Source organism: Nitrosomonas sp., assembly GCF_024282095.1.
In the GTDB taxonomy this organism is placed as follows: domain Bacteria; phylum Pseudomonadota; class Gammaproteobacteria; order Burkholderiales; family Nitrosomonadaceae; genus Nitrosomonas.
Genome location: NZ_JAMWZS010000056.1, coordinates 1 through 12,548 on the forward strand (window position 1 = coordinate 1; position 12,548 = coordinate 12,548).

11 protein-coding genes are annotated in these 12,548 nt (G+C 44.7%); 3 read left to right on the plus strand and 8 right to left on the minus strand.

Going from position 1 to position 12,548, the window contains the following annotated elements; translation table 11 throughout:
• Positions 1-337: 337 nt before the first annotated feature.
• From ald to queD, 5 genes are read right to left on the minus strand one after another with little or no spacing between them, the layout of a single operon-like run.
• Positions 338-1,450, minus strand: coding sequence for an alanine dehydrogenase (ald, locus tag Q0K92_RS12185; RefSeq protein WP_297326067.1), 1,113 nt, complete (start codon positions 1,448-1,450; stop codon positions 338-340).
• 21 nt (positions 1,451-1,471) lie between these two features.
• On the minus strand, positions 1,472-2,212 hold the full coding sequence (locus tag Q0K92_RS12190) for a glucose 1-dehydrogenase (RefSeq protein WP_297326068.1): 741 nt from the start codon (positions 2,210-2,212) through the stop codon (positions 1,472-1,474).
• 36 nt (positions 2,213-2,248) lie between these two features.
• Complete coding sequence (locus tag Q0K92_RS12195) at positions 2,249-2,893, minus strand: ankyrin repeat domain-containing protein (RefSeq protein WP_297326069.1); 645 nt, start codon at positions 2,891-2,893, stop codon at positions 2,249-2,251.
• Complete coding sequence (locus Q0K92_RS12200) at positions 2,883-3,668, minus strand: TatD family hydrolase (RefSeq protein WP_297326070.1); 786 nt, start codon at positions 3,666-3,668, stop codon at positions 2,883-2,885. The genes Q0K92_RS12195 and Q0K92_RS12200 overlap by 11 nt, the downstream gene beginning before the upstream one ends.
• 21 nt (positions 3,669-3,689) lie before the next feature.
• Positions 3,690-4,139 (minus strand): 6-carboxytetrahydropterin synthase QueD, encoded by a 450-nt coding sequence (gene queD, locus Q0K92_RS12205; protein ID WP_297326071.1) that lies wholly within the window; start codon positions 4,137-4,139, stop codon positions 3,690-3,692.
• Positions 4,140-4,206: 67 nt separating this feature from the next.
• Between queD and Q0K92_RS12210 the strand changes: the two genes are divergently transcribed.
• Positions 4,207-5,046 (plus strand): radical SAM protein, encoded by an 840-nt coding sequence (locus Q0K92_RS12210; RefSeq protein WP_297326072.1) that lies wholly within the window; start codon positions 4,207-4,209, stop codon positions 5,044-5,046.
• Positions 5,047-5,523: 477 nt separating this feature from the next.
• Positions 5,524-7,254 carry an alginate export family protein gene (locus Q0K92_RS12215; protein WP_297326073.1) on the plus strand — a complete coding sequence of 577 codons (1,731 nt, stop codon included), beginning with the start codon at positions 5,524-5,526 and terminating at the stop codon, positions 7,252-7,254.
• 116 nt (positions 7,255-7,370) lie between these two features.
• Here the strand turns inward: Q0K92_RS12215 and Q0K92_RS12220 are convergent, their stop codons facing one another.
• Positions 7,371-8,261 (minus strand): alpha/beta hydrolase, encoded by an 891-nt coding sequence (locus tag Q0K92_RS12220; RefSeq protein WP_297326074.1) that lies wholly within the window; start codon positions 8,259-8,261, stop codon positions 7,371-7,373.
• Between the two features lie 194 nt (positions 8,262-8,455).
• Between Q0K92_RS12220 and lpxK the strand changes: the two genes are divergently transcribed.
• Positions 8,456-9,463 (plus strand): tetraacyldisaccharide 4'-kinase, encoded by a 1,008-nt coding sequence (gene lpxK, locus Q0K92_RS12225; RefSeq protein WP_297326075.1) that lies wholly within the window; start codon positions 8,456-8,458, stop codon positions 9,461-9,463.
• A 35-nt stretch (positions 9,464-9,498) separates the two neighbouring features.
• On the opposite strand, the gene Q0K92_RS12230 is transcribed toward lpxK, so the two are convergent.
• Positions 9,499-10,266 carry a DUF4126 family protein gene (locus tag Q0K92_RS12230; RefSeq protein WP_297326076.1) on the minus strand — a complete coding sequence of 256 codons (768 nt, stop codon included), beginning with the start codon at positions 10,264-10,266 and terminating at the stop codon, positions 9,499-9,501.
• A gap of 525 nt (positions 10,267-10,791) precedes the next feature.
• Entirely contained in the window at positions 10,792-11,949 is a 1,158-nt protein-coding gene (locus tag Q0K92_RS12235) for a glycoside hydrolase (protein WP_297326077.1), read from the minus strand.
• Between the last annotated feature and the right edge of the window lie 599 nt (positions 11,950-12,548).

The window sequence follows — 12,548 nt, forward strand, 5'->3', positions numbered from 1 at the left end:
GCGCTTTCAACCGCTTAGACAACCCATTAACACCAAAAAAATGTTTACCCGCCCTGCCCCCCCCGTGCAAAAAAATAATTACTGGTATTATTGCCGTAATCCTGAAGGATATTATCCCTATGTCAAACAATGCTCAGGAGAATGGATAAAAGTGCCCCCACAACCTTCTTAACATTGTATTTGCTAAGAAAAAACGATGATCCTACGTTGCGATATCGATCATATGGCCAGCAACGATGAGATGATAAGAAGAGCACAAGAACACGAGGTGGCTGATTCCTTTAAATACTGCCAGTGTCGTGATGCGGGACGTTCTGACGTCAATGCTAATTTTACATCACAGCATATCCATCGCAGGCACATACGTTAGTCCCAGCGCTTGCGCCACTGCCTCATGCGTCAATCGTCCGCGATAAATATTCAGGCCACTGCGCAAATGCACATCATCCATCAGTGCTTTTTGGTAACCTTTATTAGCCAATGCGAGTACAAACGGCAAGGTAGCGTTATTGAGTGCAAATGTGGAAGTACGCGCGACTGCGCCGGGCATGTTGGAAACACAATAATGCACTACGCCATCCACGGTAAAAATAGGGTCGGCCAGCGTCGTAGGTTTGGAGGTGGCGAAGCAACCGCCTTGATCAATCGCAACGTCAACCAGCACAGCACCACGATTCATCCGACCGACCAATTCACGACTGACCAGCTTAGGTGCCGCCGCTCCTGGAATCAGCACCGCGCCAATGACCAGATCCGCTGTTGCGACATACTCTTCCAACGCATCCACCGTCGAGAAAACAGTGTTAATTCTTGAGCCATATTGAAAATCCAGCTGCTGTAAGCGATGAATGGATTTATCCAATACCGTGACATGGGCTTCTACCCCCATGGCTACACGCGCAGCATTAGTACCGACAACACCGCCGCCAATAACCACGACACGCGCGGCAGGCACACCGGATACACCGCCGAGCAGCATGCCGCGACCTCCCTGATCCAATTCCAGCGCGTGAGCACCTGCCTGAATCGCCATGCGGCCGGCCACTTCGCTCATTGGCGCCAGCAGCGGCAAGCCTCCGTAGCTGTCGGTCACCGTTTCGTAAGCAATAGCAATACAACCGGAATCCATCAAACCCTTGGCTTGCACAGGATCAGGCGCAAGATGCAGATAAGTGAATAACACCTGTCCTTCGCGTAACAATGGAATCTCGGATGGCTGCGGCTCTTTTACTTTGACGATGAAATCAGCGCTGGCATAAATCTCCTGCGGTGTTTCAACGATCTCTGCACCTGCGCTCAGATATTTATCATCGCCTAAATCAATCTGAAGTCCGGCGTCTTTTTGCACCATCACGTGATGACCATGCGCAACCAATTCACGCACTGCTGTAGGCGTCAGCCCTACACGGGATTCATGAATTTTAATCTCCTTAGGCACGCCAATACGCATCTGATTCTCCATTCCTATCCGTTAAATAATCCCGCCATTCACGCCAATGTCCTGCCCCGTCACCCAACAGGCTTCGTCACTGACCAGAAACAATACCACTTTGGCGATATCGCTTGCTGCGCCAATCCGCCCCAATGCAGCCATAGCCGCCATGCGCTCGATATCCGCCGCGGTTTTCCCCGTACGAAACAGCTCTGTATCGACCGGACCCGGTGAAACCGTATTGGCGGTGATCCCTCGTTTGCCCATTTCACGGGCAAAAATTCTCGTCAATTGTTCCACAGCAGCTTTGGTTGCGGCATACGCACCGTATTTGGGCAACATTAGCCGCGTCACCGTACTGGAAATATTCACCACGCGCCCATGATCCGCAAGCTTTGTCGCTGCTTCACGTAACGTGTAAAAAACGCTTTTGAAATTCACATCGACAATACGATTGAATTCATCATCCTGAATGTCTGCTATTTCCTTAAACAGCAGGATTCCGGCATTATTCACGAGAATATCAATCTGCTTGAAATAGCCGGAAGTAGTATCAAATAGCTGCCGCACCGCGACCGGATCGCTGATATCGGCCTGCACTGCCACACACTGTCCACCTGCGTCCGAAATTGCCGTGCATACTTTGTCGGCTGCCGGTTTATTCTGCACATAATTGATGACTACTTTTGCTCCGGCGTTGGCGAGAGTAAGCGCAATCTCCGCGCCGATTCCCCGTGACGATCCGGTAACGATGGCGACTTTTCCGTGCAGAGGTTGCATTGCTAAAACCTTGGCAGGGAAAAACGCTGACCAGGTTTATTGCGCCACGCCATGGCTTTTAAGTAATTTCACGATACTTTGATGATCTCTTTTTTCCGCCCAATTGAGCGCATTATCACCCTGCTCATTTTTAATACTGGGATCTGCACCGCTGTTAAGCAGTAATGACACCGCATCAGCATGGTTTCCCCTGACCGCCATCATCAATGGCGTGGTGCCGTTATCCGAAGTCGAATTAATATCGGCGTCACTGGTCAAGAGTAATCGAATAGTGTCGGAATGTCCGTTGGAAGCCGCATACAGCAAAGGATTCCAACCACTATGATTAATTTTCGCACCTTTGGCATAGAGTAGCCGCACCATTTCGGTCTGACCGTGGTAACTGGCCAGCATGACGACCGTTTCACCATATTTGTTGCGGATATCCAGTTTGGCCCCCGCATCCATCAGCAACTCAGCAAGTTTCAAATCCTTAGTCTGCGCAGCCATCATCAATGGCGTGTATCCCTCGCTATTCGGCATATCCGGATTAGCGCCTTTTTTAAGTAGCTCGGATACCTGATATAAATTTCCCTTTTCTATCGCACCAATTAAATCCTCTTGAATACCGGCGAAAACAGTAAGCGGTAAGTAAAAAAACGCTATGACAATAATCAGCAAAAGACGGAATTTAATTCGCATATAGCCCATTCTTGGATACTCTAAAACAGTTAAAAAAATTATCCGTGGTCGCTGCTGCAATCTCTTCTAATTCGGCGCCACGTAAGCGCGCAATCTCTTCAGCCACGTGACGCACAAATGCAGGCTGGTTTAATTTACCGCGAAACGGCACCGGTGCAAGATAGGGCGAATCTGTCTCGATCAGCATTCTATCCAGCCGGATATTCTTGGCGACTTCTTTCAAGGTCGCGGCATTTTTGAACGTCACGATGCCTGAGAAAGAAATATAAAAATTCATTGCAATCGCTTGTTGTGCCACTTCCCAGCTTTCGGTAAAGCAATGCATCACACCGCCCACTTGATCAGCGCCCTCTTCCTGCATAATCCGTAATGTATCCGCAGCGGCTGAGCGCGTATGGATGATCAGCGGCTTATTTGCTTTTCGCGCTGCGCGGATGTGCTGGCGGAAGCGCTCCCGCTGCCATTCCAGATCACCTTGCAAACGAAAATAATCCAGCCCGGTTTCACCAATGGCAATGACTTTGGCGTGATCCGCCAGCCCGGCAAGTTGGTCCGCATGCGGTTCGATCTGGTCTTCATAGTCAGGATGCACCCCGACTGAAGCAAACAAATTCTCATGGGCTTCCGCTAATGCCCGGACGCGAGGAAAATCAGGCAAGTTAACGCTTACACACAATGCATGTGTCACTTGATTTTCCTGCATGTTATGCAGCAATCCATCCAGATCTTTGGCAAGATCGGGAAAATCAAGATGACAATGTGAATCAATGAACATAGTTATTAAGTCTTCAAAAAATTATAGCGTTCCACGCAATGCATCCGCCCAGCAATTCGGCGTTTCAAATAAACGCACTCGTTCTAATTGCAGATGATTGCCATAAATATCCTGATACGCATCGTCTAACATATCAAAAGCAATCAAGGCGAGATTTTCCGCCGTGGGCTGAACATTCAGTACAACCGTTTTATGGTCTTCAATCGACTGCAAAAATTGCAGCACTTTGGTATCACCCGCATACACCAGAAATGCGTGATCCCATTGATCCACCAATACAGATTTTGCAATTCGCTTCACTTCGGAGAAATCCATCACCATGCCTTGCTGCGCAACACCTTCATCAGCGATAATGGTACCAGATAGCGTAATTTCGATCATATAACGGTGACCATGCAGATGACGGCACTGGCTATTATGCGTTGAGATACGATGCCCCGCATCAAATTCCAGCTTGCGTGTAATTAACATACGTACTATTTCTATAACGCCAAAATAAATAAATGGGATTGTAACATTGCCATCAAATTCTGACCGATTGAAAACGACTGATCACAGCCGCGATAGTGCCGGATTGACATATGTTTATCCGGTAATATCGCGCCGCGCGGGCGGTGTTTCCATTGGCATCAATCTTAATCCTAACAATGCCTGTAACTGGCGCTGTGTTTATTGCCAAGTGCCTGAGCTTAAACGCGGTTCCGCACCGCGCATCGACCTGGACAAACTCGAAATTGAACTGCGATCTTTCCTGCATGAATTAGTAAATGGTGATTTCATGCACCGGCATGTACCACCGGAAGCGAGAAAAATTCACGATATCGCTTTATCAGGCAATGGCGAACCGACCAGTGCTAGAGAATTTGAACAAGTCATCGAATTGATTGGCAGCATAATACAAGACTTCGATGCGCTAAAAAATTTGAAGCTGGTATTGATCACAAACGGCAGCTTGATTCATCGTCAATCCGTACAAGCGGGATTACAACGCATGGCGCAGTTGAATGGCGAAGTGTGGTTCAAGTTTGATCGCGCATTAGCTGAAGAAAGACAACGCATCAATAACACGACAATCAGCTTAAAAAAAATTCGCCATCACCTGCAAATCGCGACATCGCTTTGCCCCACCTGGTTACAAACCTGTGTATTCCAAATTAATGGGAAACCGCCCAGTGAAGCAGAAATCGATGCGTATCTCAGTTTCATCAGAAGCCTGAAAAATGATGGGGTACTGCTACAAGGTGTTTTACTCTATGGAATTGCACGCCCGTCATTACAACCCGAAGCACCACAGCTTTCTCAAGTCAGCGAATCCTGGTTGATTGCTTATAGTGAAAAAATCAAGGCACTCGGATTGCCCGTTAAAACGTACTGCTAACAGGCCTTTGAAAAACTATCTGCATTGCCGCTACGGTGCTAAAAACAGGCTCAAAATACTCATTGATTACGCATAAACTGCGTTTTGTCGTTTGTTTTTGCCTACTATCGACTGCCTCGAAAGCATTTTCCAACGGCCTGCTAATACTGCTTCCGTTAAGTCTTTTGCTGAAGTTCTTGATAAGCGGCACACGTAGTTTCTGTGTAACAAATTTACAACAAAATGTGCTTTCTTGATATTTATCAACGCGAGCCTTTTATATAACTGATATTAAATGCATTTGATATTCAACATATTAGGAAATCAAACTGAAGCCAAAATAATTAGGGCAAAAGCATTTAATCAACGCTTTAAGATAAATTGTTATCGCATATAATATGCGACCTAGATCGTTTAGGAAAAACAATACCATACCATTAAAAACGTTTTGCGCCATGTAATTAATATCGTATTAATCCAGATAACAGGAGTTTCGTAATGAATTCATCAAGCATTTTTTCTTTCTCAGCAAAATCCTTTGCTGAATTAAAAGTGCATTGCGTCAAAAGCATACAACATTGGTTACAATGTATGTGTTGCTGTATTGGAATCATGTGCTTGGCTTTTCAAGCGCATGCAACCAACCCGGCCCCGGCAAAACCAGCCGACACGAACGCACCAGCTGCTACAGCGCCGGCAGCGCCGGCAGCTCCTGCCGCTCCTGCCGCTGCAGCAACCAGCCCCGCCAGCGGCACTGTTGACATGTCCAAAGTACCCTTTGTCTCAGCACCCTCGCGCCCCGGTTTATTTATGCTGCCCCCAACCACACCCGGTTATTATTCATTCTGGGACATGGTTACAGGCAACAAACGTGAGAAACCTCCTGTTGCGCCATACGCGCCGTTTGCGCTTTTAACCACCCCGGCGTACGACATTGATTTTCGCTATTTGGCTACGCCAGGACATGAAAAGGACATCTTTGACCCCGTTAAGCGCATACAGTTAGGCGACGATTGGTTACTTTCTTTTGGAGGTAGTTTCTGGTATCGCTATACGCATGAAACGGATAGTCGTTTAAATACAGCCGATATTAATAATGACTTTCATCTGTTGCGCACCCGCTTCCATGCAGATTTGTGGTACCGGGACAAAGTGCGTCTATTCGCGGAGTTACTCGATGCGCGCGCATTTGGTGCCGAACTGCCTCCGCTGATAACGGATAGGAACCATGCCGATTTGCTCAATCTGTTTACCGATATCAAGCTGGGTAATATCAATAACGGCCCTGCTTATATTCGTGTCGGCCGTCAGGAATTAATGTACGGTTCGCAACGATTGATCTCCACGCTGGATTGGGTCAATACACGTAGAACTTTCCAGGGTGTCAAAGCCTTCTGGCGTACGCCGGAGTGGGATGTTGATGCATTCTGGACGCGTCCGATGGTTATCGAAAAAGGTAATGTTGATAATTGGGATACACAACAAAACTTCTTTGGCTTATGGGCTACTCACAAACCCAAACCCGGTCACTTAATCGATCTTTATTTCCTCAGTCTGGAAAACGACCGGAATCTTACGCCAGCCAATGTAGCGCGCGGAAATATTCTGCAGGGTGATTCCCATGTCCATACGCTCGGTGGCCGTCTTGCCGGGAATTTTGACAATCTCCTATACGAACTGGAAGGTATGTATCAATTCGGGCGGCGCTCCAATCTGGATATCTCCGCCTTTGCCGTGGCTACCGGTGTAGGCTATCGCTTACCACTGCCGATGAATCCGCAAGGCTGGATACGCTATGATTTTGCTTCCGGCGATGGCAGCTCTGCCGATGGCAGAAGCAATACATTTAATCAGCTGTTCCCATTCGGCCACTATTATATGGGTTTCCTTGATCGTGTAGGCCGCCAGAACGTTCATGACATCAATGCACAATTTACCTTGCATCCCATGCCATGGATCACCTTTATTTCACAATACCACCGATTCTACCTGGCGAACGAACGCGATTATTTATATAACGCGGCTGGCTTGGCGACATTCCGGGATGCCACCGGTCAATCGGGCAGTCATATTGGGGATGAAGTAGATTTCCGACTAAATCTGCACGTAAATCGGCATCAAGATGTATTGGTTGGATACTCAAAAATGTGGAGCGGCGACTTCCTGAAGGCACAAGCTCCGGGAGTCTCTCCAGATCTCTTCTATGTTCAATACAATATTCGTTTCTAGTCTTAATCCGAATTAGACAATCGGCAACACAACGGCAGCATTATTCGGCTGCCGTTGTTGTTTCAACTTAAGTAATGCAGTATTTTCTTTGAATCCGCATTTTTCAAGAACCACTGCTAATTGAGAATGAAATCCCGCACAATTTTTATCTGATCGGCATCCATTAACATCGGCGCATGGCCGATACCCGGCAATTCAACAATTTTGGCTTTTGCACCACGCACTTGCATTTGTGCAGCTGTATCAGCAGACAAAATATCCGATGCCATGCCACGCAGTACCAAAGTAGGCACATTTAACTGATCCCACTGTTTCCATAAATCGATATCTTTAATTTCGCGTTCTTTAAAACTTATTGATATTCTGGGATCATAGCGAAAGCCGTAGGATCCATCGGCATATTCAAGAACGCTATAGATAGCCATATGATCCCATTGTTCTTCAGTCAATGGACCAAAAGAAACAGATATCGCTTTCATGTATTGCTTAAATTCTTCAAAGCTATTGAAATGAATATCTTTACCAACATAATCGGCAATTCGCTTCAGCGCAACCGCAGGAATCAATGGCCCGATATCACTCATCACCAATTTATTGATGGGCACCGGAATATTCGGTTGAATCGCCAGAACCATCCCGATCAAACCGCCCAGCGAAATACCCACCCAATCCAGCGTGATTGCCGTACGGTATTGCGCTTGAATATGGGCAATCAAGGATATCGCATCGGAAAGATAGACCGGGTAGTAATCATAATCATGTGCATGTTCCAACCAGTCACTTTGGCCACGTCCCACGATATCTACACAAATTACCCGGCAATCTGATTGCAGTGCACGCGCCAGATAATCAAAATCACGGCAATTGCGTGTTAATCCATGAACGCATATCACGATATGCGGATTCTGTGGATCTCCCCAATCGGTATAAGCAATCGCGTGTGGTTTTTTTTGCTGTCCATCACTGGATGGCGTAGGTACAAGTAATCGTTTTACAGATATTTCCATAATTTATGTTATGTTTGTTCTTATTTCAATGATGCGTACATTGATTGTAATACCAACGCTCATAGATTTTGAAGAAGCATTATTTTTTATCTTGTGCATGTAAGATAGGCAGGTAAAAATCCTTATCCTTAAAGTTAACTATGGCATTAACTAAGTATTAAGTTCCGTAACTATATCTTAAATATATGTAAAATATGAAATTGTCAGAGCTTTATTGGCATCGCATCACGCCATTACATATTCTTTTATGGCCATTCAGTGTGTTATATGGATGCTTTCTAACACTAAAAAAATTATGCTATTGGCTGGATATTCTACCTTCCGTTAAGCTACCAGTTCCTGTTATTGTGGTCGACAGTATCAGTATCGATGATGGTGGCAAAACGCCTCTCATCATCTGGCTTATTGATTATCTACTTCAGCAGGGTTACCACCCCGGCATCATTACACGTGGCAATTATGATAACCCTGGCTTACCCGTTGCTGTAACTTCTACTAGCGATCCCAATATCGTAGGAGGAAAAACATTTTTATTAGCGCAACGTTGCAGGGAAATCTGCCCCATCTGGGTTGGAAATGACAGAATCGCAGTTGCTCAAGCGCTCCTGGATGCGCATCCAACCTGCAATATCCTCATCTGTAATGATGGGATGCAGTATTACCGCCTTGAACGCGACCTCGAAATTGCTGCCGTCGATTTTACCGAGCAAAGTTTCGGCAATGGCCTAGTACTACCTGCCGGCCCTCTCCGAACACCTCTTCGATATCTAAGAAAAATCGATATTATCGTCACCAATGGCAAACAGAATCATTATGTAGATACTAGCCAGTGGGGCAAAACCTACCCAATGAAGCTCGTCAACGAAACTGCTTACAATGTGCTCAATCCGGAAATGCGCCAACCGATTTCAGACTTGAAAGACAAACAACTGCACGCAATTGCGGGTGGAGATAACGTGCGGTGGTTTTTTGATTTTATACAGAAGACAGGGCTAAATGCAGAATTACATACTTTCTCAGAAAATCACCAATTCGTTGCGCAAGATATTAATTTTGCTGACGCCGATGTCATACTCATGCCTGAGGAAAATGCATTGCAGTGTTATCATTTTGCAAACGATACGCTGTGGGCATTACCGACAGCAACCTGGATAAGCAGTGAATTACAGGCTATCGTGCTAAAAAAACTGCAACAGCATTGATGATGAGGACACCCTGAATCAATCCATCTAGCGTCTTATGAGACATCTTCCTTCAGAATCTTATTTTTCTGCTGTTCAAACTCATGCTCCGTCAACGCACCTTTGTCTTTTAATTCCTGCAATCGCTCTAATGCTGCTATTTGGAGGACATCTGCCGCCGGAACGACTGCCCCATTAGTGGTAGCAGGCGATGCTTGTACAAATCCCAGAAGTTTTCCTATCTTAAAAAACACTATTTTTATGAATCGCCATAATTTAGGCAACAGCCAAATTGAGACACCAAGAAAAATAACCAACAAAATTAGAAAAATCTCCGGATGCTTCAAGGCAGTCCAAAGTCCAGAAAGCACCAAGACATCTCCAGTAAGAGACGCCGACCAATTAGTAAACGGTTCTGGTGATGTGTTAAGAAAAAGACGGGTGCCTGCCTTGGTAGCATGGCTTGTTGCAGCAATACCGCCGCCAAGAATTCCGGCGGCGATCTCTAAAGCAGGTGTCACATCGCCGACTGTGCCGGCTGCCAGCATAGCGCCCGCCGGAATACGAATAAACGTATGAATGGAATCCCACACAGAATCCATTCCAGGTATCTTATCGATAAAAAATTCTATGAAATACATGACACCGGCGGCACCAATCACTAATGGATCTTGCAGTACCGACAATTCCTCGGGTAAGGCAATATGACCTGTTGAACCACCCCAGCCAAGCACTAATAAAACCGCGTACAGATTAATCCCGCTTGCCCACGCAGTACCCATCATTAAAGCAACTGTTGCTAATAAGGCTTCATAAGTTTCCATTCCGCATGATCCCAAGAAATTACTATTAAAAATAGCCTTCGCCAGCCATCAGGCAAAACCAATCATCGCTACTATCGCCACCCCGGCTTGCTTGAGTTGATACTGTGCTTAAATAGTATTCTCTCTCCACTACGCCTTGTGGAATAACAAAATACTTTAAACCGGCTTATCCATATCGATAAAGCACAACAGATTAGAATTATTAACAATCCTAATGATAAGAAAGTTTACATGATTCTTGCAAATCAGTTTATAAACTAAGATTTATTAAGAATCAGCTATTTTAGAATATAACTTAGAGATTTTCGATGAATAGACCTGAATTTACGACATTGATGATGTTATGGAAATGAAGCCTCTCAGAGGCTTCACCAATACAACAAATTCACATTTATAAAATGTAAGACCTTGACTGATAGCATCAAACTATATTTACCTACTACCAGTCAATTGCTCGTAACAAGGATTAATCAGGATGAAGATACTATATAAATCTACAACCCAACAAATCTATTTTGAAAGCTGCTAGTTAATGCAGGAATCATAGGAACTGGGACAGGCTGGGTTCAACCCACCAGCAGCATTGCTGGTTTGAGCCTTCTGACCCAACATCTCCAGGACTTTATTAAAATAAACTGGAGTCCGTGTCCAGAAAATATAATTGACTTGCAATTTATCCCGTGCAAATACTAAAAGCTCATTGGCGGTTGGCTTAGTACCTGTATCATCGTGCCGGGTATTCTCATAATTTGGTTTCTCTACTTGAATCGTCAGAGGCATAGCGTTTGCGTTCTTGGAATAATGCGTATAAACGCCTGCCGGAGAATCCGCTGTTCCCTTAAAGAGCAGTCCTGGTTCGTCAAGAAAAACATCCGGACAACCCAGCGCCCCTCCCGTCGTTTTCAGTTGTTTGACAAATGGCTCAACAATTCCACGCGGATAGTTTGTAAATTGGAATGTCATCGTATTCGGAAAGCTATTACGCGCCACCCGATTAATACTAAGTAAATTGTTATAGTATTCATCGACCTGACCATCTGTTATTGGCGTCATTGGTTGTCCCATGGCGGTTTCTGTCAAACCAAAGCCTTCAAAGTTAGGCTTTGAATTGTAGCGATTTCCCAATACCCGCACTAGTGCAGCCAAACGATCATGCACCTGTTGATCCCACAATTTAATGTTGTACCCTTTAATAGTTTTGCTTCCTGAACTACTGAAAGCAAATTCCCCACCCGCGTATGCTGGTGCTTTTAAGTAGTTTGGTACAAGATCTAAATCAGGATCGAACGATTTGGTTTCCAGTAGGATGATCAATCTTTTCTTCCGTTTGGTTAATTCCGCAAGGTGGTGATCTATGGAACTAAAATCATACACACCCTCTTTTGGCTCTAGCTCTGGCCATTTATAACGAATCGTCACCCCACGCAGTGCTGAAGTATTACTCAGTTCGCGATACACTTTCCCCATATAAAACGAGCTATCCTTACCTGGATTCACAAGTGTAACGTAATGACCAGGATGCCATTTGACTGGAGCAGCTTCGACATCGATGATATACATTCCCCAAGCAATCAAAACCACACTGATTGTAAATAGTGATTTGATTAAAGCAGCACTCGTTTGCCTAAGTGCGGGAAAAAGCATGATGCCAACCTTAGGTTGAATAATATTCTCAATCTGCATACAAAAAAACTCCCTTTTATATTTAAGGAATCCCTGAATATTGCTAAGCGAAGTAAAGTGTAAGGCGGACGAAACGCAGGAAACAAGATGGATAAATGATTTTACAAGTACTACCTAACACAGAGTACAGCACAAATCGCTAGCGTTAATACTTATTGCTTATTCAGGGCTTCTTTAGAATACTCATTAAAATAAATGAGAATTATTCCCCACGAACGAGGCAAAAATATACGTGGGAAATAATTCCATGTCAATAAGTTTATGACGCCAGCAAAAATTTGCACGTCCCTGCAAAAGCCGTATAAGTCCGCATATTTATTTTATAACCACATGATAAATAAATAATTTTAATAACATTAACTGTATTATCCTAAGCTGGCTTTACTCTCAATTCCGATAAAAATATAAATCAGTAGATAAAGTAAAGGCATATAAAAAGTGATCAGCAAGCATTAGTCGTCAATCAATCGTATGCTAAGCCTGCTTCAATTGTATGAGTTTCCCCGATTACTCACAGTTTTCTTGTAAAAATAGCGACAAAAGTATGTAATCATTGCTGTAGAGAGGTTTTTCATTTGGAAAAAGTGTTGTTTAAAATA